Annotated in this window: 17 protein-coding genes; 11 read left to right on the top strand and 6 right to left on the bottom strand. The window is 68.3% G+C overall.

Annotated features, from left to right (window positions below; translation table 11 throughout):
- Positions 1 to 247 precede the first annotated feature (247 nt).
- Both HEP75_RS14540 and HEP75_RS14535 read right to left on the bottom strand, forming a co-directional pair.
- Positions 248 to 802, bottom strand: a complete 555-nt coding sequence (locus tag HEP75_RS14540) for a hypothetical protein (protein ID WP_185823995.1) — start codon at positions 800 to 802, stop codon at positions 248 to 250.
- A gap of 215 nt (positions 803 to 1017) precedes the next feature.
- Positions 1018 to 1335, bottom strand: coding sequence for a YXWGXW repeat-containing protein (locus tag HEP75_RS14535; RefSeq protein ID WP_185813414.1), 318 nt, complete (start codon positions 1333 to 1335; stop codon positions 1018 to 1020).
- A 229-nt stretch (positions 1336 to 1564) separates the two neighbouring features.
- Between HEP75_RS14535 and HEP75_RS14530 the strand changes: the two genes are divergently transcribed.
- From HEP75_RS14530 to HEP75_RS14515, 4 genes are all read left to right on the top strand, one after another.
- Positions 1565 to 5251, top strand: a complete 3687-nt coding sequence (locus HEP75_RS14530; RefSeq protein ID WP_185823994.1) for a methylmalonyl-CoA mutase family protein — start codon at positions 1565 to 1567, stop codon at positions 5249 to 5251.
- A gap of 166 nt (positions 5252 to 5417) precedes the next feature.
- Positions 5418 to 5897: a nuclear transport factor 2 family protein gene (locus tag HEP75_RS14525; protein ID WP_185823993.1), complete on the top strand. Its 480-nt coding sequence runs from the start codon at positions 5418 to 5420 to the stop codon at positions 5895 to 5897.
- Positions 5898 to 6258: 361 nt separating this feature from the next.
- The gene (locus tag HEP75_RS14520; RefSeq protein WP_255423867.1) at positions 6259 to 7125 is read left to right on the top strand and encodes an HDOD domain-containing protein; all 867 of its coding nucleotides are present in this window, start codon (positions 6259 to 6261) and stop codon (positions 7123 to 7125) included.
- 148 nt (positions 7126 to 7273) lie between these two features.
- Positions 7274 to 8437: a M50 family metallopeptidase gene (locus HEP75_RS14515; protein WP_185823992.1), complete on the top strand. Its 1164-nt coding sequence runs from the start codon at positions 7274 to 7276 to the stop codon at positions 8435 to 8437.
- 92 nt (positions 8438 to 8529) lie between these two features.
- Here HEP75_RS14515 and HEP75_RS14510 read toward each other — a convergent pair whose 3' ends face one another.
- A complete protein-coding gene (locus tag HEP75_RS14510) occupies positions 8530 to 9018 on the bottom strand; it encodes a pyridoxamine 5'-phosphate oxidase family protein (protein WP_179563712.1) in 489 nt (162 codons plus the stop codon).
- Positions 9019 to 9232: 214 nt separating this feature from the next.
- On the opposite strand from HEP75_RS14510, the gene HEP75_RS14505 reads away from it, so the two are divergent.
- Entirely contained in the window at positions 9233 to 9814 is a 582-nt protein-coding gene (locus HEP75_RS14505) for a glycosyl hydrolase 108 family protein (RefSeq protein WP_185823991.1), read from the top strand.
- A gap of 104 nt (positions 9815 to 9918) precedes the next feature.
- On the opposite strand, the gene HEP75_RS14500 is transcribed toward HEP75_RS14505, so the two are convergent.
- Together HEP75_RS14500 and HEP75_RS14495 are read right to left on the bottom strand one after the other, a co-directional pair.
- A complete protein-coding gene (locus tag HEP75_RS14500; protein WP_179563714.1) occupies positions 9919 to 10071 on the bottom strand; it encodes a hypothetical protein in 153 nt (50 codons plus the stop codon).
- A 136-nt stretch (positions 10072 to 10207) separates the two neighbouring features.
- The gene (locus HEP75_RS14495) at positions 10208 to 11608 is read right to left on the bottom strand and encodes a serine protease (protein ID WP_185823990.1); all 1401 of its coding nucleotides are present in this window, start codon (positions 11606 to 11608) and stop codon (positions 10208 to 10210) included.
- 528 nt (positions 11609 to 12136) lie between these two features.
- On the opposite strand from HEP75_RS14495, the gene HEP75_RS14490 reads away from it, so the two are divergent.
- From HEP75_RS14490 to HEP75_RS14465, 6 genes are all read left to right on the top strand, one after another.
- Positions 12137 to 14878, top strand: a complete 2742-nt coding sequence (locus tag HEP75_RS14490) for a TonB-dependent receptor (protein WP_255423866.1) — start codon at positions 12137 to 12139, stop codon at positions 14876 to 14878.
- A gap of 205 nt (positions 14879 to 15083) precedes the next feature.
- A complete protein-coding gene (locus HEP75_RS14485; protein ID WP_255424108.1) occupies positions 15084 to 16526 on the top strand; it encodes a tryptophan halogenase family protein in 1443 nt (480 codons plus the stop codon).
- 49 nt (positions 16527 to 16575) lie between these two features.
- Complete coding sequence (locus tag HEP75_RS14480) at positions 16576 to 18210, top strand: DUF5597 domain-containing protein (RefSeq protein WP_221899267.1); 1635 nt, start codon at positions 16576 to 16578, stop codon at positions 18208 to 18210.
- Positions 18203 to 19768 carry a glycoside hydrolase gene (locus HEP75_RS14475; RefSeq protein ID WP_255423865.1) on the top strand — a complete coding sequence of 522 codons (1566 nt, stop codon included), beginning with the start codon at positions 18203 to 18205 and terminating at the stop codon, positions 19766 to 19768. The genes HEP75_RS14480 and HEP75_RS14475 overlap by 8 nt, the downstream gene beginning before the upstream one ends.
- A gap of 139 nt (positions 19769 to 19907) precedes the next feature.
- Complete coding sequence (locus HEP75_RS14470) at positions 19908 to 23126, top strand: glycoside hydrolase family 2 TIM barrel-domain containing protein (RefSeq protein ID WP_255423864.1); 3219 nt, start codon at positions 19908 to 19910, stop codon at positions 23124 to 23126.
- A gap of 243 nt (positions 23127 to 23369) precedes the next feature.
- The gene (locus HEP75_RS14465) at positions 23370 to 24119 is read left to right on the top strand and encodes a FadR/GntR family transcriptional regulator (protein WP_185820574.1); all 750 of its coding nucleotides are present in this window, start codon (positions 23370 to 23372) and stop codon (positions 24117 to 24119) included.
- A 171-nt stretch (positions 24120 to 24290) separates the two neighbouring features.
- Here HEP75_RS14465 and HEP75_RS14460 read toward each other — a convergent pair whose 3' ends face one another.
- Positions 24291 to 26024, bottom strand: coding sequence for a PQQ-binding-like beta-propeller repeat protein (locus HEP75_RS14460; RefSeq protein ID WP_185823987.1), 1734 nt, complete (start codon positions 26022 to 26024; stop codon positions 24291 to 24293).
- Positions 26025 to 26230 lie beyond the last annotated feature (206 nt).

Raw genomic sequence — 26230 nt, 5'->3', positions numbered from 1 at the left:
ACACCTTGGTTCCAGGAACTTGCCTAGTGAGGGTGCGCAAAACGAAAAACGCGACGGGTTCCGGAACGGGTCCTGATCGTCGCGATAGGCGCATTTTAAAGCAATTGCCTGCGGACCGTGCACTCTGCGGGCGGACTCTGCAGACCCGCGCGGCATAGGCATCTCGGTGCCGGCTGCGACGCTCCGATGGCGCCGGGGCGCGGTGCGGAGGGCATCTTTCTCCACCCGGCGCCGATCGCTGCGCCGTTCAGCGCGTGGCGGTCTCGTCGGCGAAGAGGGTGCCGGCCGCTTGCGGTCCGAGCAGGCGTTCGCGCAGTGCGCGGGTCTGCTGCGCTTGCTGTTCCTGGTCGATGCCGTGCGGCGCGCCTGCCGCTTCGGCCTGCAGATATGCGGCGTAGCGATCGAACCAGGCAAGGATCTGACCCGCCTGCGCCGCGGGCATCGCGGCCAGGTCGCGTTCCAGGTCCTGGCGCTGCGTCGCCACGGCCTGTGCATCCACTGGCGTCAGATGGCGGTCCAGGTAGCGCCGCAATGCCGGATCCGGCAGCAGCTGGCCTTGCCGATCGAAGCTGGGTTCGTCGATGGTCGGGGAGGCGCTCGGCGCAGCCGGCGCGCTGGCGACGGGCGTGGCGATGCGTTTGCGCGCCGCGACGGTCTTCGCCGTGGCGTCGATGGCGTCGCCGAGTCCGCGGTGCGAGGCCGCATCGGTGGGACGTTCGCGCCATGCGGCGACGCTGGCGATCGCCACCGCCAGCACGGTGATGGCGATCGCATAGGTGCCTGGCGGAACGCGCGACGGCATCGCTAGGACGCCATGCGCAGACAGCCCGCGCCACGGAAGGCTGGCGCCGACGACGACGGCTGGAACGCACGCGACAGCGAATGCCTGGACATGCGTTATCTCGGGAACCGGCGGGTGCCGTGGTTCGCGCACTATCGCAAAGCGCGATGAAGACGGTCACGACGCCACGCAGCATTGTGGCGGCGCGGACCGTTGCCGCGCCGCCAGGCCGCGGCCTAGCGATGCACCCAATAGCCGCCGTGGAAGCGGTAGGCCGGGCCGCGATGCTCCCAGCGCGGGCCGACATAGACATAGCCCGGGCGTGCGGCCACGTAGCGGCCGGCGACCCAGACATGGCGGCGGCCGTTCCACTGCCAGTAGCCCGGCGCCCAGACGTAGCCCGGCCGCACCACCACGCGTTCGAAGCGCGGCGGCGGCGGCGCGGTCCGCACCGACAGTTCCACCACCGAGCGCGCCTGCGCGGGCGCGGCCAGCATGCCGCCGGCGAGCGCGCTGCCGAGCAGGGAGGCCAGCAACAAGGGACGAATGGACATGCGATTCTCCAGGGACATCGGCGGTGTGCCGACGTCAACGCAAACGCGGCAGGCGCCGCCGCTGTTGACGCATCGCGTTGCCGCATTCATGTCCCGGATAGCTACGCGCGCCACGGCATCCGGCGGCACGTCCATCGCCAGCGCGCCGGTCGCCGCATGTTGCAGCGCAACCTGCCCACGCTGCGCTGCGCGCCTAGAATTGCGGCATTCTCTTGCCGATGTCTTCCCGATGAGCATTCCCGCGTCCCGCGTGCCGCTGCCGCAAGCCGACACCAGCCCGCTGCGCTTCGTCACCGCTGCCAGCCTGTTCGACGGCCACGATGCGGCGATCAACATCATGCGCCGGCTGATCCAGGCGCAAGGCGCGGAGGTGATCCATCTTGGCCACAACCGCAGCGTCGAGGACGTGGTGCGCGCGGCATTGCAGGAGGACGCCGACGCGATCGCGCTGTCCTCCTACCAGGGCGGCCACGTCGAGTATTTCAAGTACATGGTGGACATGCTGCGCGAACGCGGCGCCGGCCACGTGCGGGTGTTCGGCGGCGGTGGCGGCACCATCACCCCGGAGGAGATCGCCGAGCTGCAGGCCTACGGCGTGGAGCGCATCTACCACCCCAACGACGGGATGAAGATGGGCCTGGTGGAGATGATCGAGGACGTGGTGGCGCGCGCTTCGCGCGCGCGGGACTCGGGATTTTCGCGGGACTCGGGACCCGGGACTCGGGACCCGGGGCAAGCCGGCGCCTCGCTGCCGCACATCGACGACGAGATCGGCATCGGCAAGGTGTTGTCGGCGATCGAGGATGGCGCGTTCTCCGAATCCGAGTTGGCCCTGCTGCGCAAGCAGTGGCAATCCGGCCTGCCAGGCACCTCCGAGTCCCGAGTCCCCAATTCCGAATCCCGCACCCGGCACGCAGCGCCGGTGCTGGGCCTGACCGGTACCGGCGGCGCCGGCAAGTCGTCGGTCACCGACGAATTGCTCAACCGCTTCCTGGCCGGCTTCCCGCAGATGCGCATCGCGGTGGTGTCGGTGGATCCGAGCCGGCGCCGCACCGGCGGCGCGCTGCTCGGCGACCGCATCCGCATGAACGCCTTGCGCAGCCCGCGCGTGTACATGCGCTCGATGGCCACGCGGCGCCAGCATGCGGCCACCAACCGGGTGCTGAAGGACTGCATCGCGTTCCTGAAAGGCATCGGCTACGACTTGGTGATCGTGGAGACCGCCGGCATCGGCCAGAGCGATTCGGAGATCGTCGACCTGGTCGATTTCCCGGTGTACGTGATGACCAGCGATTACGGCGCGCCGAGCCAGTTGGAGAAGATCGACATGCTCGACTTCGCCGAACTGGTGGTGCTGAACAAGTACGACCGGCGCGGCGCCGAGGACGCGCTGCGCGACGTGCGCAAGCAGTGGCGGCGCAACCGCGTCGCGTTCCAGCTCGAGGACGAGGCGGTGCCGGTGTATCCGACCATCGCCAGCCAGTTCAACGATCCCGGCATCAGCTGGATGTTCGTCAACCTGTGCCGGCTGTTGCGCGCGAAGCTGGGCCTGGAGGCATCCGGCCCCGGAGCCGAATCGACCGACGCTGCGCGCCACGCCGCGCCGTCGCCGCATTGCGATTTCCAGCCGCAACTGGACACCACGCTGAAGGAGCCGCGCGCCACCGTGCTGATCCCCGGCGCGCGCGTGCGTTACCTGGCCGAGATCGCCGAACAGGGCCGCGCGCTCAACGCCGGCATCGAGCGCCAGGCCGAGGCCGCGGATCGCGCGCAATCGTTCTGGCAGTCGTTGCAGGAACTGCAGGACCCGCAGTTGCCGAAGCAGCTGGAGCTTTATGCAGTCGAGGAATTGCAGCCATCCGCTCGCAGCGCGGACGCGCCCGCCATGGCCCGTGTGGCCGTCGATGCGACCTTGCTGCTGCTGCGCCAGCGCTACAACGATGCGCTGCAGACGCTGTCCAGCGAATCGCTGAAGTTGCTGCGCGAGTGGCCGCAGCGGCTGAAGTCGATCACCGACGAAGTCACCGAATACGAAGTGCGCGGCAAGGCGATCCGCGTGGAGAACTACCGCCAGTCGCTGAGCCACCAGCCGATCCCGAAGATCGCCGCGCCGCGTTACAAGAGCTGGGGCGAACTGCTGCGCTTCCTCGGCAAGGAGAACCTGCCCGGCAGCTATCCCTATACCGGCGGCGTCTATCCGTACCGGCGTGCCGGCGAAGACCCGATCCGCATGTTCGCCGGCGAGGGCACGCCGGAGCGCACCAACCGCCGCTTCCACTACCTGAGCGTGGGTCAGCCGGCCGCGCGCCTGTCCACAGCCTTCGACAGCGTCACCCTGTACGGCGAGGATCCGGCGCCGCGCCCGGACATCTACGGCAAGATCGGCAATTCCGGGGTGAATATTCCCACCCTGGACGACATGAAGAAGCTGTACTCCGGCTTCGACCTGTGCGCGCCGACCACCAGCGTGTCGATGACCATCAATGGCCCGGCGCCGATGATCCTGGCGATGTTCATGAACACCGCCATCGACCAGCAGGTGGAGAAATACCTCAAGGCCGATGCGCAGCGCTGGGCGCAGGCCGAGCAGACCCTGGAGACCTTGTTCGAGGGCCGGCAGCGGCCGCGCTATCACGGCGAACTGCCGCCCACCAACGACGGCCTGGGCCTGGCCCTGCTCGGGGTCGGCGGCGATCAATTGGTCGACGCGCAGACCTATGCGCAGATCAAGGCGCAGACCCTGTCCAGCGTGCGCGGCACGGTGCAGGCCGACATCCTCAAGGAGGACCAGGCGCAGAACACCTGCATCTTCAGCACCGAGTTCGCGCTGCGCATGATGGGCGACATCCAGCAGTATTTCGTCGAGCAGAAGGTGCGCAACTTCTATTCGGTGTCGATCTCCGGCTATCACATCGCCGAGGCCGGGGCGAACCCGATCAGCCAGCTCGCCTTCACCCTGAGCAACGGTTTCACCATCGTCGAGTACTACCTGGCGCGCGGCATGCGCATCGACGATTTCGCGCCCAACCTGAGCTTCTTCTTCAGCAACGGCATGGATCCGGAGTACACCGCGATCGGCCGCGTGGCGCGGCGCATCTGGGCGCGGGCCATGCGCGAGCGCTACGGCGGCAACGAACGCAGCCAGATGATGAAGTACCACATCCAGACGTCGGGCCGCTCGCTGCATGCGCAGGAGATCCAGTTCAACGACATCCGCACCACGCTGCAGGCGCTGTACGCGCTGTTCGACAACTGCAACAGCCTGCACACCAACGCCTACGACGAGGCGATTACCACCCCGACCGAGGAAAGCGTGCGCCGCGCGGTGGCGATCCAGATGATCATCAACAAGGAGCTGGGGCTGAACTTCTGCGAGAACCCGTGGCAGGGCAGCTTCATCGTCGAGCAACTCACCGACCTGGTGGAAGAGGCGGTGTACAGGGAATTCGAGGCGATCAGCGAGCGCGGCGGCGTGCTCGGCGCGATGGACACCATGTACCAGCGCGGCAAGATCCAGGAAGAGAGCCTGTACTACGAGCACAAGAAGCACGACGGTAGCCTGCCGCTGGTCGGGGTCAATACCTTCCTGCCCAAGCAGCACGCCGGCGAGACCGCGACCCAGATCGAGCTGATCCGCTCCACCGAGGAAGAAAAGGGCCAGCAGATCGCCAACGTGCGCGACTGGCAGCAGCGCCGCAACGGCATTGCGCCGGCGCAGCCGCTGCCAGCAGAACCGGGCGAAGTTGCAGGCGCGCCTGTTCCCGGCGATGCGGCCGGCCTCGGCTATCTGCAGCGTGCCGCGCGCGAGCGCCGCAACGTCTTCGCCGCGCTGATGCAGGCGGTAAAGACCCACAGCCTGGGGCAGATCAGCCACGTGCTGTACGAAGTGGGCGGGGAGTACCGGCGCAACATGTAGCCGCCGGCCAACGGCGGCTGCGGCGCGTGCGCTGAGGGTGCCTGCAGCCATCCATGTCTGCGTTTGCCGCCGCCCAGCCCACTGGCTGCGGCATGCGCCTGGCGCCATTGCGGGCGCGGCCTGGGGAGACGCATAGTTGCGCATCGACGACTAGGGGGTGCGGCGGATGAAGATTTGGGGATCGCTACTGCTGCTGGCTTGCGCGGTGACCGCGCGGGCCGCGGCGCCGGCCGAGGACGGCACTGCGGGGCCGCTGTTCGACACGGTCGCCGCGCTGGACCAGCGCCTGTTCGGCGCCTACAACCGCTGCGACATGGCGGCGTTCGAGCAACTGTTCGTGCCCGACGTGGAGTTCTATCACGACACCGGTGGGGCCAGCTGGGACCGCAAGACCGTGGTGGACAACACGCGCAAGTGGATCTGCGGCAAGGTGCGTCGCGAATTGGTGGACGGCACGCTGCGGGTCTACCCGGTCAAGGACTTCGGTGCGATCGAGGAAGGCGAGCACCGCTTCTGCGAACTGGCCAGCGGGCGTTGCGAGGGTATCGCCAAGTTCGTGATGGTGTGGCGCCAGGACCAGGACGGCTGGAAGCTGACGCGGGTGCTCAGCTACGGGCATCGCGCGGCGGCTGCGCCGGCGCCCTGAGCGTGCAGGGCGCCAGCGCCGCGCAGTCGCTGCGGCTTCGCGTGCAGGCCGGCGCCGCCGTTCAAGCAGGAATCTGCGCGCCATGCTTGAATGGCGTGGCGCGCCTGGCCAGGGCTGCGCTTCCAGCCGGGTGGGGGATCTGGCGACCTTGCGGATGCCGATGATGGTGCCGTCGATTTGGATTGCAGGCGTTGCCGTCGTGTTGCTGCTGGGCATCGGCGGCTGGATGTGGCGCCGTGGGCGCCCGCGTGGACCTGTGGTGCCGATCGCCGTTGCGCGAACAGCCGCGGCGTCTGCGCACCGTGCCGCCGCCGAAGACGCGGTCACGGACGCGGCGATCGCGGCGGAGCCGGAGCAGGGCTTGGCCGCAACTGCCGCCGAACTTTCCGCAGAGCAGGAATCCGCGCTGTTGCTGCGCCTGTACGCGCTGGCGTTCGCCGGCATGCCTGCGCCCGAACCGAGCGCGGCGTCGCGTGCCGGGCAGGCCGAGATCGCCGCGGCGGCCGTTGCGGTCCTGGCGCGCATCGATGCGCATCCGCGCTATACGCCGCGCCGCCCGCAGCTGTTGCCGCAGCTGACCCGCGCGATCAACGATCCCGATGCCGGCGCCCAGGCCATCGCCGCGATTCTCGGCCAGGATCCGGCGCTGGCCGGCAACCTGCTGCGCATCGCCAACAGCGCCGCGTACCGCCGCCACGCCGAGCCGATCGAGAACCTGGAGCGCGCGGTGGCCTTGCTCGGCACCGAGGGCCTGCGCCAGATCGTGCTGGCCGCGCTGCTGCAGCCGGTCATCGCCGACGACGGCAGCGCGTTCGGCCGCTGCGCGGCGCTGCTGTGGGAGCACACCTTGCTGTCGGCCAAGGCCACGGCCGGCGATGCAAAGGCAATGCAGCGCGATGATCCGAATGGGGTGCAGTTGCTGGCGCTGCTGTATGGACTGGCCGCGGTGGCTGTGGTGCAGGTGGTCCGCGATGCGCATGGCAAGCATCCTGGAGTGCGTCCGGATCCGCAGCTGATCGCCGGCCTCCTGGAAACCTGGTCTGCGCCCTGCGCGAAAGCCATCTCGGCCGATTGGGGGCTGCCTGCGCGGTTGCAACATGCGCTCGAGGAGCAGGGCGCTGCGGCCGCACTTCAGTCCGGAAATAGCTTGGCGCGGTCGCTGCGCCACAACCGCGCGTTGGCGGCCGCCGACATGCTGGCCGTGTACGAGGATCCCGCCGCGCGATGAAACAACAGAACAGGAGATGCAGGCGAGGCGTAGCGACGCTGCGACGGCAACACGCCATGCTCCAGACGCGCGCTCCGGCGCGGAACCACCGGTGCTCGCGCGAGCCGGCAAGATCGGATAGCTCCCGCTCCGCATATCGGCGCGGGCCATGAGCGCGATCGAGCCTGCGTCCGAGGCGTGGTCGCCTTCGCCGAACGCCAATCGGGTGTTGCAGTTTTTCCAGATGGTGCTGTTGGCCGTAGGAGTGGGCGCCATGCTGATCGGCTGCTCGGCGGTGGCCGGAGTGTGGATTCCGCGCTCGCTGGAGATCCTGGCGGTCTGCCTGCTCCCGGCCATGCTGCTGGCCACGCTCGCCGTGCACGAATACGGCCACCTGCTTGCCGCACGCGGCATGGGCATGACCGTGTACATGATGAAGATCGGCCCGCTGCAGATGCTTGCGCGCCGCCGCGGCTGGCGCGTGCGATGGCAACGCGGACGGTCCGGTTACGCCGGTTATGTGATGGCGCTGATCAATCCGTATGCCGCGCTGCGCCCGCAATACGCGGTGTTGAGCGCCGGAGGCCCTGCGGCGAATCTGCTGGTGGCGCTGCTGACGGGCGCGCTGGCGTTGCATCTGGGGGTCCAGGCGCGCATGGGTGCATTCTGCGTCGGTTTCGCGGTGCTCAACCTGGCAGTCGGATTGGCCAACTTGATACCGACGCGGACGGCGATCGGACCTAACGATGGTCTGTATCTGCTTGGGTTATCGCGCAGACTCGATGCGGACCGGCCCGAGCTGGTGCTGGCCCAACTCAATGGCTTGTCATGCAAGGGCATCACCGCGGATAACTTGCCCGCGGAGCGGGTGGCCTTGCTGGCGCAAGGCGACTGGTGGCTGTTCCATAGCTGGTTTGTGCTGAAGGCGGCGCAGAATCGCTGCCAATGGCGGCATGCCGCGGCGCTGGAGGTCGCCGTCGCCGATCAGATCGCGGCCTTGCCCGAGCACTCCGCGGCGCATTTTTCCCAGTTGATCGCAATCCTGCAGTGCGAATTGTCGTTCTCGCGTGCGATGGCAGGAGAGACCGACGCTGCGCCATTGGATGCAACCTTGACTGCTGAAATCGACTGGTCGATCCCCAGTTTGCGCATGCGCTGCCAAGCGCTGATGGCGGTGCAGCGCGGCGAGGATGCATCGGCGTTGCGGTTGCTGGATCAGGCGCAGGAGTGCGCTCAGGGCGAACTCGATCCGTCGTTGCGAATCAGCGAAGGCATTTTGTTGGAAGCAGTGCGGCAGCGCATTCGCAGTGATCCTTCGCGAAGCGCGCCGTAGCCGGTGCGACGACTGTGTAAGCCGCCGCACGGAGTTGACGAAGGATGCTCGCCATCCAGGCCTGTGCCAGAAACGGCGTCGCACCATGCAGCTCAGCGCAGCGGCACGTCCGCGACCTTGTCCTGGTAATCGCGCTTGGGGTCGATGCCGAACAGCACCTTGATGCCGGCCACCAGGCTGGAACCGTTGAGCCAGATCTGCGCGTGGTCCGGATCCAGGCGCAGCAGCGCCAGCTTGGGATCGTCCTTGCCTTGTTCGTACCAGGCGTCGATGAAGCCGTTCCACAGGCGCTCGATCACCGCCTGGTCGTTGTCCACGCTGAGCGTGCCGCTGATGCTGGCGAACAGGTCGTGGTCCTTGGCGCTGAACGCGGCGATGACCCGCTGGCTCTGAGTCAGCTTCTGCACCAGGGCGTTGTCCTTGGAGGTGAAGAACCAGATCGGACCGCCGCGGTCGCCTTCGAATTGCGCCGTCATCGGCCGTGCATGGCCGTCTTCCACGCCGTCCAGGCCGAGCATGACCGTGCGGTCGGATTTGAGCGCTTTCCAGAATTTCTCTTCCAGTTCCTGTGGGCTGGCCATGCGGGTCTCCGATAGGGCGTGAATGCCTGCCGGCACTGTGCATTGCCGCGCGCAGGCGGGTCGTGACGGAGGCGTCGACGGGGCGTGTAGGCGCCGTCCGTCGCCTGCGTCCGTGCAGCGTCCCGGCCACGCAAGTTGTTCCCTGGGGCACAGCTATGGACGCCGCTTCGGTGCCACACTGCAAGTCCTCTCGTTGGTCAAGGAGTGCGTCGCGATGGCATCGCTGGATCTATATCTACCGCAGTTGTTGCAGTTCGAAGGGGGCTTCGTCGACGATCCGGCCGATCCCGGCGGCGCTACCAACCGCGGCATCACCCTGGCGACGTTCGAGCGCTATGCGCAGCCGTTGCTCGGCGAGCAGCCGACGCTGGACGCACTGCGCGCACTGACCCCGGAGCAGGCCGGCGTCATCTATCGGACTGCCTACTGGGACAAGCTGGACGGCGATCAGATCGCCTCGCAACTGTTGGCCGAGATCCTGTTCGATTTCTACGTCAATGCCGGGACCGAGGCGGTGCTGCTGCTGCAGCGGGTCCTGCTGCAGCTGGGAGCGACAGGCCTGGCCACGGACGGGGAAATGGGGCCTGTCACGCTGGCGGCGCTGCAGGCGGCCGACCAGGCGCAGGTCTATGCGGCGTATCGCCAGGGCCGGATCGATTACTACGACCGGTTGGCGCAGGAGCGCCCGGCCGACGACAAATTCCTGAAGGGCTGGCTGGCACGCGCGGATTGGTTTCCGGCGACCTTACCTTCCACGTCCACCGCTGCCGCTCCGCCGGCCACCGGCGTCGCCTGAGTCGCAACAGGAGGCGATGGCGCCTGCCACTGCGCATGGCTGGCGACACTGCGGGCTGCGCGCAGTGGCGGGAGCCGGTACGCGACCGGTTCCGCCGGCGCCGCTCAGGTGCCGCTGTCGGGCGTCTTCGCTTCGGCGTCCGCTGCGGCCTTGGCCGCCTCGCGGGCTTCGCGCTTGCGCGCGTCCTTCTCGTCCTGCTGTTTCTTCTTGGCGATTTCGCGCTGACGTTTTTCGAAGGAATAGTTGGGCTTTGCCAAGTGGATGCCTGCCGTATGTGAGATGGGGCCCCCAGTGTAACCCCTGTGTGCCGGGGTGGTGGCGGGCCGTAGGGACAGGCCACGCGCGCGGCGTGGCCTGTCCGGGTCCGGGAGTAAGGCCCTCCCGGGCCTGGGCTTACGGACTCAGGTACGGCTGGATGCTGGAATACACGTCGGAAAGGCGCGAGTAGTAGTCCGGATCGCTGGGCGCGCTGCAGTAGGAGGTGCCGCCGTACAGGCCGCCGCGCAACTGGTAGGCGCCGCTGCTGTTGACGGTGAACAGGCCCGAGCCGGACGAACCGCCTTCGGTGACGCCGGTGTTCCAGACCACCTTGTACAGCGGCGACTTGCCGTCGATCGAGGACGACAGCGCGGTGACGCTGCCCAGCGAGTACTTCTTCACGTCGCCGGCGGGGTGGTGGATGCCCTCGATCGCGGTGCCGGTGGAACCGATCGCCGAACTGCTCCAGCCGGCATAGAAGGCGCCGCTGGGCGGGGCCGTCTTCAGTTCCAGCAGCGAGGTGTCGCGGGTGGTGTTGGCGTGGCGCAGGTAGGCGCCGCCGCTGAGCGTGGTGTAGGACGAGCTGACCGTGGAGCCGTTGCAGGTGGTGGCGTCGTAGAACCAGTAGGTCTGCAGGGTGTTGGCCACGGTCTGGGTGCTGATGCAGTGCGCCGCGGTCCAGAACAGGTACTTCTTCGGCGAGTTGCTGTTGTTGAGCAGGGTGCCGGTGCACAGGTAGGAGCCGCTGCTGGTGCTGAACACCATGCGCGCCACCGACTTGGCGGCCGAGGTGAAGCCGCTGCTGGGGCTGGCGCGGCAGACGATGTCGCGCTCGCACGAATCGCTCTCGCCGATCATCGGCCGCATCATTTCCTCGCTGGCGACGGGATTGATGTCCATGTGCGAGATCTGCGGGATCTTCAGCGCGAAGCCCTGCGGGTACTGGCCGGCCGGCAGTTCGATCTCCACCACCAGGCGCGAGCCGGACACCGCCGCGGACCAGCCCGGCTCGCTGCCGGCGAAATCGGCGCCGCTCTGTTCGAACACGCGGCCGTCGTCGCCGGCGAAGCGCAGCGTGGCCTTGCTCGGGTCGCCCGGCTGGGCGCCGCTGCCGCTGAGCTGCAATGCCGCGCGCAGCGCCGCCGCATCGGTGGAGACGATCTCGAAGCTGGTGACCTGCGCGCCGTTGGGCAGGCTTTGCCAGTTGAGCCGGCGCAGGTTGATCGCCGGCTTGGCGATGTCGCGCGAGAAGCCGATCTGCAGCGGCTGGCCATGCTTGACCTGCTGGCCGCGCAGTTGCTTCATCGTCGCGGCCTGGGCGCTGTCGGGAGCGCCGAGTTCGATGACCCGCGGCGCATGCGCGCTGCCGATGGCGAGGCTGCGCAGTTCGGCGCCGCCGAGCGCGGCGGCACTGGCGCTGGTTTCGACGGGAGCGGAGTCCATCTCGGCCGCGGGGGGATTGGCGGCCATGGCGACGGGGGAAAGGCCGGAGATGCCGGCGAGCAAGGCCAGATACAACGCGTGCTTGCGATTCATGGATCTTCCTTCTGCTAGAAGACGACAGGACCATCCGGCAGGGGACCGGATGCCGTTGCACCCACTTCCAAGGTGCATGCCGAGGCTACGGGCGCCGACTCGGCGATTGCGTGCGCGACGTCACGCGTACGTGGCCGATTTCGTAGACAGGTGCGTCGTTGCGATGCGCCGTCGCACGCATCTACAACCGGTGTCAGCGCTGGCGTGCGGGCGCCAAAGGCCGGCATCACAAGTGCGCAGCGTTGCGACCGCAGGCGCTGAGGTCATGTTGCGACGCAACGTGCGCCCTCTCTAATTGTCATATAAATATGAACATAGCTGGAAAACACTGCTTGCTGTCGCTGTAGTTGTCGCCATCACCGGCACGAACTTCGCTGTCCATCGCGCGCAGCTTCAAGGCCGATGTCGGTTTCGATACGCAGGTCAATTTCGTCAGTACCGGAGAGAGTTCGAATGACAAGCCGTGCGCCCTTCAAGCGTAAGTACCCGAAGCACAGGAATCCCCTCGCCAGCGCCCTGGGCCTGGCGATGCTGACGCCGGTCCTGGCGTGGGCACAGGCCACGCCCACCGCGCCTGCCGAGCAGGGCGGGCAGGATGCCGCTGCGCAGCCGGCCAGCGGCGACGTCAAGACGCTGGACAGCATCTCGGTCACCGGCGTGCGCGAAAGCCTGCGCTCGGCGCAGGCGATCAAGCAGGACGCGACACAGGTCGTGGATTCGGTGCAGGCCCAGGACATCGGCAAGCTGCCGGATGCGAACACGGTGGAAGCGCTGCAGCGCATCACCGGCGTGCAGATCCAGCGCCGTTACGGCGAAGGCGCCACCGATTTCGATCACCGCACGCAGCCGGCGGTCACCGTGCGCGGCCTGACCCAGGTGCGCAACTTCCTGGACGGGCGCGATACGTTTTCCGCTTCCGGCGGCCGCACCCTGGACCTGGAAGGCATTCCGCCGGAGCTGCTGTCCGGTATCGACGTCTACAAGAATCCGCCTGCGAACATCATCGAGGGCGGTGTCGGCGGCGTAGTGAACCTGCGCACCCGGCTGCCGTTCGATGCGCCCGGCCGGGTCCTCAGCGCCACCGTCAAAGGCAACTACTACGACCGCGCCGACAAGACCGGCGGATCGGCCTCGGGCCTGTACAGCGACCGCTTCGACACCGACGCCGGCGAGATCGGCGTGCTGTTCAACGTCGGCTATGGCCGCTCCAGCTATCGCCAGGACGGCATCCTGACCGGCCCGTTCGTGGCGGTGCCGGACGGCGTCATCGCCGGCGCGCCGAGCGGCGCGCAGATTCCCTCCGGCTTCCAGATCTACGACGACGGCGGCGACCGCAAGCGCCTGGGAACGGCGGCCGCGCTGCAGTGGAAGCCGTCCGATACGGTGCTGGTCACCGGGCAGTTCCTGCGCACGACCTACGACTTCTACCGGCAGGGCAAGTACTTCTATCAGGCCAACCGACGCGAGGCGGCGTCGCCGTTGGCGGGCGCGGACTTCACCTTCGACAAGAACGGCTACGCGACCTCGGGCGCGCTGGACAACCAGATGTTCGAGTCGGCGCGATACGACCAGGATCTCACCTCGACCAATACCAACTACAGCCTCAATCTGCGTTGGAATCCCAGCGACAAGCTGGCGGTGACGTTCGACGCGCAATACCTCACCTCGTCCTACGATGCCGACCGCAACGGCTTCGTCGTCTCGCTCTACGACCGCGCCTCGGAGGACAGCAGCAACGCGCTCAACCGCTCGATCGTCGACTTCGACCTGCGCGGCGGCAACCCGCGCTTCAACGTGCGCGATCCGGCGTTGCTGAGCGATCCCAACAACTATGCCGCCAGCTATATCGCCGATGCGCTGACCCGCAACGACGCCGACCAGCTGGCGCTGCAATCGGACCTGGAATATTTCACCGAAGGCGGTTTTTTCACCAAGCTCAGCGCCGGCGTGCGCTACGCCGACAGCAGCATCGACCTGCGCGGCACCTGGAACGCGGCCTGCCTGGGCGTGGACGGACCCGATCCCAACTGCGCCACGAGCCTGGTCTATCCGTCGGTCTCGGCGCATCCGGAACTGGTGCGCAATGGGCCGTCGCCGGACTTCTTCGACGGCAAGACCCTGACCGGCGGCGTGCTGTATCCGGAGTTCGCCAGCGGCGGCGGGCTGTTCGACCGCACCACGCGCACCGAGGCGCTGTTCGGCTTCGCGCCGCAGACCGCGTTCAAGCCGAGCGACCTCAACCACCAGACCGAAAAGACCTGGGCCGGCTATTTCGCCGCCGACTACGACACCGAGATCGCCGGGCTGCGCCTGGACGGCAACATCGGCGTGCGCCTGCTCAAGACCACCACCGGCTCTGACGGCGCGGTGTTCCTGGACGGCGGCGGCATTACCCCGCTGTCGGTCGAACGCACCTACAACGACGTGCTGCCCAGCTTCAACCTGCGCGCGCACCTGAGCGACACCCTGCAGGCGCGCCTGGCCTATTCGCAGCTGATCGCGCGGCCCAATTTCGACCAGATGTCGACCAACGTCTCGCTGGGCGCGTCGAGCCAGCTCAATCCGATCACCGGGCGGCCCGGCGGCTCCTCGGGCAATCCGTTCCTGCGCCCGGTCCAGTCGGACAACTACGATGCGACGCTGGAGTGGTACTTCGCTCCTGCCGGCTCGCTCACCGCCGGCCTGTTCTACAAGAAGGTGAATGGCTTCCTGGCCAGCGGCACCGTGGTGCGCAACTACAACGGCCTGGATTACGACATCAGCACTTCGCTCAACACCGGTAACGGCACCATCCGCGGCGCCGAATTCGCCTACCAGCAGTTCTACGATTTCCTGCCCGGTTGGCTGAGCGGCCTGGGGTTCCAGTTCAACTACACCTATGTGGACAGCAGCGTGTCCAATCCCTTCGCCACCGCCGGCTCCGACATCCCGGCCACGGTGCCGCTGGAGAAGTTGTCCAAGCACAGCTACAACGCAGTGGCCCTGTACGAGAAGGGCCCCATCACCGCGCGCCTGGCCTGGAGCTGGCGTGGCGAATATCTGGACACCACCCAGGGCAGCGGCGCCAACGGCATTCCGCAATACCAGAAGCCCTACGCATCGCTGGATGCCTCGGTCAGCTACAACGTCAACGAGCACGTCGCGCTGTCGTTCGACGCGGTGAACTTGAACAACCGCATGAACGAGATCTACATCGGCACGGCGAGCGCGCCGTTGCGGTACGAACTCAACGACCGGCGCTACGGCTTCTCGGCACGGGTCACGTACTGATGCGCTGGGGGTCCGCTTCGGCGATCGAAGCGGACCGCATCCGGCCCATGCCTGCATGGGCCGGGCACCTGCGATCGATGTCATGCAAGGGACCGATGAAGATGGGATCACGCTGGGTAGCGCAGCGGTGCCGGTGGCAACGGACGTGAGTGCCGGCGAGCCGTTGCGCCACATCGCGATCGTCGGCGGTGGCACGGCGGGCTGGATGGCCGCGGCGGCCCTGGTGCGCGTGCTCGGCGCAAGCGCCACGCGTATCACTCTGGTCGAGTCCGAGGCGATCGGCACGGTCGGGGTGGGCGAGGCGACGATTCCGCCGATCGCGCTGTTCAACGCCTTGCTCGGCATCGACGAAAACGCGTTCCTGCGCGCCACCCAGGGCAGTTTCAAGCTGGGCATCGAATTCGTCGACTGGCTGCAGCCGGGACAGCGCTATTTCCATCCATTCGGCACCTATGGCCTCGACTTCGGCACCGTGCCGTTCGACGGCCTGTGGCGGCGCATGCACCGCAGCGGCCAGGCCGCGCCGTTGGCGGCGTATTCGCTCAATACCCTGGCGGCGATGCGCGGGCGCTTCATGCGGCCGCAGCAAGGCGATGCCTTGCTGTCGCGGCTGGGCTACGCCTTCCATTTCGACGCCTCGCTGTATGCGCGTCTGTTGCGCGAGTACGCCGAGAGCCGCGGCGTGACGCGGCTGGAGGGCAAGGTCGAGCAGGTGCTGCGGCGTGCGCCCGACGGCGGCATCGCCGCGCTCGTGCTCGAGTCCGGCACGCGCATCGATGCCGATTTCTTCATCGACTGCTCCGGCTTTCGTAGCCTGCTGATCGCGGACGCGCCCGATGCCGGGTTCGTCGACTGGTCGCATTGGCTGTTCAACGACCGCGCGGTGGCGGTGCCATCGGAGCGCTCGCCGGCGTTCACGCCTTACACCCGATCGACCGCACGCGAGGCGGGCTGGCAATGGCGGATTCCGCTGCAGCATCGCACCGGCAACGGTTACGTCTATTCGAGCGAACATCTGTCCGACGATGCCGCCGCCGCGACGCTGCTGGCCAACCTGGACGGGAAGGCCCTGGCGGAGCCGCGCACGCTGCGCTTCCGTGCCGGCCGGCGCGAACGCTTCTGGTCCGGCAATTGCCTGGCGCTGGGGCTGGCGGCGGGGTTCCTGGAGCCGCTGGAATCGACCAGCATCCACCTGATCCAGGCCGGCATCGCCCGCTTCCTGGAGATGCTGCCCGACCGTGCCGGCAACCCGGCCGACATCCGCCGCTACAACCGGCTGATGGCGCAGGAATTCGACAGCATCCGCGACTTCATCATTCTGCACTTCCACGTCACCGCGCGGCCCGGCGCGTACTGGGAGCGTGCGCGCACGATGCCGATCCCCGACAGCCTGGCCGAACGCCTGCAGGTCTTCGCGCAATCGGGCCGGGTGTTCCGCGAGGCCGACGAACTCTTCAGCAAGACCAGCTGGCTGGCGGTGATGGAGGGGCAGGGCCTGCGCGTGCACGGATTCGATCCGCTGGCGGCGGCGATGCCGGCCGCGGAGGGCGCCGCGCGGCTGCAACGCGTCGCCGCGGCGGCGGCGATGGCGGTGGAGCGGATGCCGACGCACGCCGACTTCGTCCGCGCACACTGCGCCGCGACCTGAGCGTCTGCAGGCAACCACACCGACCCGACCCGGAGACAGCACGCACGCCATGCAGATGCCATCGACCAACAGCACCGCCCGCACGCGCGTCTGGCGCTGCCTGCGCGGCGGCGCGATCGCGCTGCTCCTGGCCCTGGTCCCGGCCATGGCGGTGCAGGCGCAGGACAGCCGTTTCGTCGTCGCCGCCGACGGCCGCCGCAGTTTCACCGTGGATGGCATGCCGTGGCTGCTGCTGGGCATGCAGCTCAACAACAGCAGCGGCACCCCGGCGCAATTGCGGCAGTTGCAGGCGGCGATCGTGCGCAGCCACTGCAACACGGTGATGGTCCCGGTGTCCTGGCAGGAACTGGAGCCGGTCGCCGGCCGCTACGACTTCAGCCTGGTCGACGGGCTGGTCGCCGAGGCGCGGCGGCAACAGGTGCGGCTGGCGCTGTTGTGGTTCGGCACCTGGAAGAACGGCGGCATGGCCTACGTCCCCGACTGGGTGAAACGCGACCCCGTGCGCTACCCGCGCGTCATCGACGCCGATGGCCGCCCGATCGACGCGCTGTCGCCGGTCGCCGCGGCCAGCCGCGACGCCGACGCGCGCGCCTTCGCGGCGCTGATGCGGCACCTGCGCGACATCGACGGCAAGCGCCGCACCGTGCTGATGGTGCAGGTCGAGAACGAGGCCGGCACGCTCGGCGCCGAGCGCGACCATTCCGCCGCCGCGCAGGCGCTGTTCGCCAGCCAGGTGCCGGCCGACATGCCCGGCGCTGCAGGCGGCGATTGGACCGCGGCATTCGGCGCGCGCGCACCGGAGGCGTTCATGGCCTACCACACCGCGCGCTACATCCAGGCGATCGCCGCGGCGGGCAAGGCCGCCTACGACCTGCCGCTGTACCTCAACGTCTGGCCGCGCGAGCAACCCGGCCTGCTGCGGCCCGGCCTGTCCTCGCCCAGCGGCGGCGCGGTGTCCTGGCTGTTGCCGATGTGGAAGGCGCTGGCGCCGGCGATCGACGTCGTCGGCGTGGACAACTACGACACCAACGTCGCGCCCTATACCGCCATCGCCGCGGCCTACGACCGCCCGGACAATCCCTTGTTCGTGCCGGAGACCGGCGGGTCGGCCGCGCATGCGCGGCACATGTTCCTGGTGCTGGCGCGGCCCTTCGCGGTGGGCATCGGCAAGTTCGGCATCGGTGAGGACTTCGCCCTGGATGCCGAGGGCCGCGAGACGCTGGATCCGGTCGCCGTCAACTTCCGGCTGCTGCGCGACGCGGCGCGGTTCCTGCTGCCGTTGCGCGATGCCGGGCGGGTGCAGGCCGCGGTGGAAGAGGAGGGCATCGCCAACGTGGCGCTGGCGTTCTCGCAGCTGGATGTCGCGGTGCGCTTCGGCGAGGTCCGTGACGGCTATGGCGGGCCGCGCGGGCAGGGCAACGCGGTGCCGAACGGCCGCGTGCTGGTCGCCGAAGTGGAGCCCGAACGGTTCCTGGTCACCGGCGCCAACGCCAACCTGGCGTTCGCCGCAAAGCTCGGTGCGCGCGGCACGGCGCAGCTGCTCACGGTGGAAGAGGGGCATTTCGACAACGGGCGCTGGGTGCGCGAGCGCCTGCTCAACGGCGACGAAACCTATTTCGGACTGCGTTTGCCCGAACGCGGCGGCAGCCTGATGGTGACGCTGATGCAGGCGGCGCATGAGTAGCGCCGTACTGCCTCGCCCGCGCATGCGGCGCACATGGACTGCGCGGCTGCGGTGCCGCTGGCTTGGCGGCATCGCGCTCGCGGCGCTGGCGCTGCCGTGTCTCGGCGCGCCGCTGTGCGACGCCGACGCGCCGGTCACCGTCGCCTTGCGCGCGGACCTGCAGTCGCCGCGGACCCGCTTCGAGGGCTTCGGCACGGCGCTGGCCTGGTTCGCCAGCGTGACCGGCGCCTATCCGGATCCGCTGCGCAACCGCCTGGCCGATCTGCTCTATGGCCGCGACGGCCTGGGCTGTGTGATCGCCCGCTACAACATCGGCGGCGGCAATGCGGCCGACACGCCGCCGTATCTGCGCCCCGGCGCGGCGATACCCGGATTCTGGCGGCAGCCGGCGGGCGCATCGGGCAAGGACTGGTGGCGTGCGGACGATCCAGCGATGTGGGACTGGTCGGCCGACCAGGGCCAGCGCTGGTGGCTGGACGCGATCCGTGCGAGGGTGCCCGCGGATCAGCGCATCTTCGAGGCGTTTTCCAACTCGCCGCCGTGGTTCATGACCGTGAGCGGGCGCGTCTCCGGTGCCGAGCATGGGCTGGACGACAATCTGCGGCCCGGCCAGGAGGCGGCGTTCGCGGCGTATCTGGCGCAGGTGGTGGACGAACTGCAGCGTCGCCACGGCATCGCCTTCCGCACGCTGTCGCCGGTCAACGAGCCGGGCACGCCCTACTGGTTCGCCGGCAATACCCAGGAAGGCGCGCACTGGAGCGTGCCGGCGCAGGAACGCATCCTCCAGGCCAGCGACCGCGCGCTGCGTGCGCGCGGCTTGCAGACCCGGGTCGCGGCGATGGACGAAACCAGCGCGCTGGGCTTCATCCACAACTGGTCCGGCTATGCGGACGCCACCAAGGCGGTGCTGGGCCAGCTCAACGTGCACAGCTACGACAGCACCGGGCAGACCGGCGTGCGCGATATCGCCGCCGCCAGCGGCATTCGCCTGTGGATGTCGGAAAACGACCTGTCGCCGCCCAACGTGGCCGAGGGCGTGGACGACGTGCGCCCGGCGTTGGCGCTGGCCGAGCACATGGTGCTGGACCTCAAGCGCCTGGAACCGTCGGCGTGGGTGTTCTGGCAGGCGATCGAAACGTCCGCGGCCGGCAAGCCCGGCTCCGGCCGCCATTGGGGCCTGATCCGGATGGACCTGAGCGCCGCGGCGGCGGCCGAGCATCCCTTCCAGGTCACCCGCAAGTACTGGGCCATGGCCAACTTTAGCCGCTATCTGCGACCGGGCATGCGCCTGCTGCAGGTGGACGACGCGGATACGGTGGCGGCGCTGTCGGCGGATGGGCGCGACCTGGTATTCGTGCACGTCAACGCCGGGCTGTCGACGCGGCGCCTGGCGATCGCGGCGCAGACGCTGGGGACTGGCGCGTGGACGCAGCAGGTGATCGTCACCTCGGCTTCGCAGCGCGCCGAAACCGCTTGCCGCCGCGCGGCCGCACCCGGTGCGCAAACGGCGCTGGCGCCGCCGCAGTCGGTGGTCACGGTGGTCCTGCGCAAGCAATGAGGCCGGCCCGCGCCCAGCTGCGTGGCCGTGCATGTTTACGCGTTGCAGTGCCGGCGCTGCATCCCGACGTCGGGAATCGCCGCTGCAGTGCGACCCGATTCGCTGTTTTGTACACGAGGGGCTTTCGATGAAACCGACAGTGCGACAACGACTCCTGGCCAACGCAAGCGTATTGCTGCTGCTCGGCCTGCACATGGCCACGACTTGGGCCGGCGCCGCCACGTTGCCCGAATGGGAGCGCCCGGAGGTCAACGAGATCGACCGGCTGCCGGCGCGGGCCACGTCCTTCCCGTACGAATCGGTGGAGCTGGCCAAGGCCGGCCGCATCGCCGATTCGCGTTACCACCTCGCGCTCAACGGCGACTGGCGCTTCATGTTCTCGCCCACGCCGGAGCAGCGCCCGGCGCAGTTCTACCGCGACGATTACGACGTGTCGGCGTGGAAGACCATTCCGGTGCCGTCCGACTGGCAGGCGCAGGGCTACGGGCAGCCGCTGTACAACAACATCCAGTACCCGTTCCCGGCCAACCAGCCGTTCATCCCGCACACGATCAACAGCGTCGGCTCCTATCGGCGCGAGTTCGAGGTGCCGCAAGGCTGGGACGGGCGCCGGGTGCTGCTGCACATCGGCGCGGCCGGCGCGGCCTACTACGTCTGGGTCAACGGACAGCGGGTCGGCTACAGCGAGGATTCCAAGCTGCCGGCCGAATTCGACGTGACCGCGCAGCTGCGCCCGGGCCGCAATTCGGTCGCCGTCGAGGTCTATCGCTGGTCCGACGGCAGCTATCTGGAGGACCAGGATTTCTGGCGGGTCAGCGGCATCGAACGCGATGTCTACCTGCTGGCCACGCCGCAGACCTGGCTGCGCGATTTCTTCGCGCGCGCCACGCTGGATGCGCGCTATGTCGGCGGCGCGCTGGATGTCGATGTCGGCCTGGTGCACGCGGCCAAGGGCACGCGGGTCACCGCCACGCTGCTCGACGGCGACACGCCGGTGCTGGTGCGGCAGGCGACGGTGACGGCGGCCCGTCAGGAGGCGGCGCTCACGCTGTCCGGGGCGATCGGCAAGGTGCGCCCGTGGAGTGCGGAAACGCCGAATCTGTACACCTTGCTGCTGGAGGTTCACGCCGCCGATGGGCGGCTGATCCAGGCCAGCGCCAGTCGCATCGGCTTCCGCACCGTCGAGGTCAAGGACGGACTGGTCAAGGTCAACGGCAAGCCGGTCAAGATTCGCGGCGTGAATCGGCACGAGCACGATCCGCAGACCTTCCACGTGATCTCCGAAGCCTCGATGCGGCGCGACATTGAGTTGATGAAGCAGAACAACATCAACGCCGTGCGCACCTCGCACTATCCGAACGCGGAGCTGTGGTACGCCCTGGCCGACGAATACGGCCTGTACGTGATGGACGAGGCGAACATCGAATCGCATGCCTACATGGAGGCCGGCAACGAGGGCATGCGCCCGCGCGAGAAGGTGCAGCTCGGCTACGACCCGACATGGGAGCTGGCGCACCTGCAGCGGGTGCAGCGGATGTTCGAACGCGACAAGAACCATCCGTCGATCATCTTCTGGTCGTTGGGCAACGAGGCCGGCATCGGCCCGAATTTCGAGAAGGCCGCCAACTGGCTGCACGCGCGCGACACCACCCGGCTGGTGAGCTACCTGGGCTGGGGCACGCTGTACGCGCAGCACGCGCCCAATGCCTATGCCGACATCTACGCGCCGATGTACGACTCGGTGGCGCGCATCGTCGATTACGCGACGAGCACCGAGTATGCGCAGAAGCCGCTGATCATGTGCGAGTACGCGCATGCGATGGGCAACAGCCTGGGCGACCTGAAAGCCTATTGGGACGCCATCTATGCGCACGACCGCCTGCAGGGCGGCTTCATCTGGGACTGGGTGGACCAGAGCACGCTGCTGAAGACCGCCGATGGCCGGCCGTACTGGGGCTATGGCGCCGACTACGGGCCGAACCCCTCGGGCCAGAGCGCGATCGAGTTCGGCGACGGCCTGCTGCAATCGGACCGCACCCCGAACCCGCACCTGCACGAGCTGGCCAAGGTCTACGGGCCGATCCAGTTCGAGGCCATCGACGCCGACCGCGGGCGTTTCCTGGTGCGCAACCGGCATGCCTTCATCGACCTGTCGGGATTTTCTTTCGACTGGCAGATCCGCCAGGACGGGCGGGTGGTGCAGGAGGGCCGCGCGCCGGACCTGGCGATCGCCGCCGGTGCGGCCGGCGAGTTGCAGCTGGACCTGCCCGCGTTGCACAAGCAGCCCGGCGCCGAGTACCTGATCAGCGTGCGCGCCCACGCGCGCGAAGGCACGATCCCGTTGGTGCCTGCCGGGCATGTGGTGTCCTGGGAGCAGTTCGCGCTGGCGTCGCCGCCGGCGGCGGCGGCGCCGCGTGCCGATGGCGCCGCGGTCGCGCTGCGCGACGCGCCGGACGAACTGAGCCTGCGCGCGGCGGGCGCGGAACTGCGCATCGACCGCGGCACCGGATTGGTCGCGCGTTATGCCTACCACGGCCAGGAACTGCTGCAGGGCGGTGCGCCCAACTTCTGGCGCGCACCGACCGACAACGACATCGGCACCGGCCTGTACGCGACCCACCTGGTGTGGAAGACCTTGTCGGAAACGCGCCGGGTGCGCTCCATCGTCGCCAGCAAGGCCGATGACGGCAGCGCCAGGATCGACGTCGGTTTCGATCTTGGCGGCGATGGCGCGACGGCCGACGTGCGCTACGACGTCGCCTACCTGATGGCGCGCGACGGCTCGGTGGAGGTCACCGCGCGCTTCGACCCGCGCTATCCCGGCCTGCCGGATCCGTTGCGCGTCGGCCTGGCGTTCACCATGCCCAGCCGCTTCGTCGACCTGGCCTGGTATGGCCGCGGTCCGCACGAGACCTATGCCGATCGCTACAGCAGCGGCGAGATCGCGCTCTATGCGGGCAAGATCGCCGAGCAGCACCACGACTACATCCGCCCGCAGGAAACCGGCAACAAGGTCGGCGTGCGCTGGCTGCGGCTGGCGCCGGAGCAGGGCGCGGCGCTGACCGTGAGCGGGTCCGCGCCGCTGTCGGTCAACGCGCTCGCGTTCCCGTATTCCGACCTGGAGCGCAGGCCGGTCGGCAGCGCGCACAGTTCCGATATCCGTGCCCATGGCCGGGTGTCGCTGCTGATCGACGATCGCCAGATCGGCGTGGGCGGCGACGACCAGTGGAGCAAGTGGGGCCAGCCGCACGCGGCGTATCGCATCGCGCTGCAGCCGGCGAGCTACCGGTTCCGCCTGCAGCCGAACGCGACGCCGGACAGCGTTGCCGAGCAGGCGGCGCCCGGGCGCGACGAGTGAGCGGTGGCAGGGCGGCGCAGCACGGCGAGGCGCGTGTTGCGCACCCAGCACCGCCCGCTGCGCGAGCGCTTGCGAACGGCTGCGGTGAGGCGCTTGCCGGCCGGCGGCACGCGTGCCCGCCCGGTGTCCGGGACGTGTCCGCGCATGTCCCGGGCCACCGGATTTGGCGTGAAAAAATCAAGACTTCCGTGCCGAAATCGCCGTGCTACTCTCGATCTTTCCTTGTAAAAACGGCTGCCTGCAATGAAATCCCACCATCTGGGAAGGGGGACGCGACAGTTCGGAAGCACGACGCTTAGCTCGCAATTGCTCGATGCGCTGGGGCGCGATGTCGTGGCCGGAATTTATGGTTTGCAGAGTTTCCCCACCGAGGCGGAGATCTCCTCGGCGTATGCCACCAGCCGCAGCGTGACCCGCGAGGCGATCAAGATGCTGACCGCCAAGGGCCTGCTGTCAGCGCGTCCGCGCAGCGGCATCGTGGTCCGGCCCGAACAGACCTGGAGCCTGCTGGATCCGGACGTGCTGCGCTGGATGCTGGAGCGCAAGTTCTCGCACGGCCTGCTGCGTTCGTTCACCGAAATGCGCCAGGGCATCGAGCCGATGGCGGCCAAGCTGGCCGCGCAGCAGGGCAATGCCGAGGCGATCGGCAAGATCGAGCACGCGCTGCAACGCATGATCGCGGCCGGCCGCGGCGAAGACGATCACCTGTCCTCGGACGTGGCCTTCCATGTCGCGATCCTCGACGCGACCGGCAATCCGTTCTACATGCAATTCCACGAGCTGGTGAACACCGCACTGAGTTTTTCGATCCAGTTCACCAACCGCATCCATGGGCACACGGCGAGCATCCCGGCGCACCGGCGGGTCCTGAACGCGATCAAGAGCGGCGACGGGGACAAGGCGCAGGCGGCGATGTTCACCATCATCCACGACGTGCGGTCGCTGATTGCCGGCGAAGAAAGCCGGGAAGCGAAAAAAAAGAAGCGCTCGTAAGGGCTGGCAGCTGGGCTGCGCGCCGATCGCCTGCGTGATGGAAGCGTCGCTGTCGCGCCGCCGGTGGCTGACCTTCGGCCTCGCAGCGGATGCATTGTCTACAAAAACAGTCCTCCTGCATGCGCAGGAGGACTGTCGGTGCGCACCTGTCTCGGGGACGCTGCCGCGCGATCAGTGACCGCGCGCGCTGGCCGGGACGAACTTGTACAGCTTGTGCACGCCGGTGCCGAAGTTGAAGCGGCTATAGCCCGCGCCCCAGTACACCGCACCGTCCACCACGGCCGGCGCGCTGGAGACCGAACCGCCGGCATCGAAGCTCCACAGGGTCTTGCCGGTCTCGGCGTCGAGCACGGTCATCGCGCCGGACATCGAGCCCGCGTAGACCAGTCCGGGCGAGGACGCGAGCGGGCCGCGGCCGCCGGCGCCGAACGTGGTCTGGATCGGATCGATGCCCGGCACCTTCACCTGCCACAGGATCTTGCCGCTGGCCGCGTCCAGCGCCGCCCATGCGCCGGCGTTCCAGGTCTCGGTGTTGCCGGGTGCGAGGGTGTAGCTGGTGTGGTTGTTGTTGTTGATGGCCACGTACACGCGCGACTTGAGCGGATCCACCGACGAGCCCCACTCGATGCCGCCGGCGGTGCCGCCCGGACCGACCTGGGTGGACCACACGGTGCGCCCGCTGTCGGCGTCGAACGCCCAGTACACGCCGCTCTTCTGCCCGGCGCCGACCAGGGCCTGGCGCTTGCCGTTGCGGATCGCGGTGAACAGGTTGGCGCCGCCGCCGCTGAAGTCGTAGTCCGGTCCCTGCGGTTCCTGGCACACGCCGGCAGTCGGCGCGACCAGGCACGATAGCGACCAGGCATCGGCGCCCTGCAGGCGGCGCGTCCACACCGGCTTGCCGCTGCGCATGTCCAGCGCCAGCACCGAGTCCACGTAGTTGTCCGGCGCCAGGCAGGCTAGTTGCGCGGTCTTGTCGCCATTGGCGTTCTTGACGCAGCTGGCCACGTCCAGCGGCACCGAGTAGTTGTTGCCGGTGGTGGCGTAGACGCGCTGCCGTTGCGGGTCGAGCGCCAACGTGCCCCACACCGAGGCGCCGGTGTAGCCCTCCGGCGCGGTGCGGAAGCTCCACAGCAGCTTGCCGGTCTTCAGGTCGAGCGCGGCCACGCTACCGCGGAACGAGAATTTGTAGCCGTGCGTCAGTCCGCCCCAGTCGCCGGAGGACACGCCGACGTAGACGCGATCGCCGTACACCACCGGCGAGGCGGTGATGCGTGCCTGCGCATTGGCTTCGACCACGGTCTTCCACAGCAGCTTGCCGGTGTTCTTGTCGATGGCGATGACGGTGCCGCTGGCCTGGTCGCCGACCAGCACGCTGTCGCGCGCGATCGCCGGGCTGTTGCGCGACAGCGAGGCGGCGTTGCCGGTGTAGTCGGACAGTTTCACCTGCCACACCGCCTTGCCCAGCGCGGTGTCGATGCGATACAGCTGGCCGCCCCAGTCGGGCACGTACAGCGCGCTGCCCTGCACGGTCGGCGTGGCGGACACGTCGCCTGCGGTGGTGAAGGTCCATGCGGTCTTCAGCCGCGGCGCGTTGAACGGAGTGATCTGCCATTCGGCCGGGGCGAAGCGGGTGTTGAGATAGCCGCCACCGGCGTTTTCCCAACTGCTGCGCGTGGCGTACGGCGCGCCGCCGCCGAACGCGGTGCCATAGCCAGCGATGGAACGCGAGCTTGCGGTGTCGCCGTCGCTGCCGCCCTGCGGGCTGGCGGACGCTGCGCCGTCGTTCGGCGCTTGCGCCGGCGCCGTGCTTGCGGACTGTGCCGACGCCGTCGCGGCGAGCATCAGTCCGGGAGCCAAGGCCAGCCACAGCAGAGAGAGTTTCCGTTGCGCGTAATGCCTGTTCATGCGGTGTCCTTCGGGGCTTGGAGTGGGGACCCCCCCTTCACTACCGGCGCAATGGTAGGAACCGAAAACGGCGCGTGTCATGTACGTACAAAAAAGTTAGGGCCGGCGAAAAGGTTGCATGGATAGCGAAAACCAATCGCCCGCGTGGCATCGCGTGGCAAACGTGTGCATGCCCGATGGCCGGCATGTGCGGCGTGTGCGCTTGG

Origin of the sequence: Xanthomonas sp. SI (genome assembly GCF_014236855.1) — a bacterium.
Classification (GTDB): Bacteria; Pseudomonadota; Gammaproteobacteria; order Xanthomonadales; family Xanthomonadaceae; genus Xanthomonas_A.
Note: the sequence above shows the minus strand (reverse complement) of the source record. Positions and strands in the feature narration are given on the sequence as shown.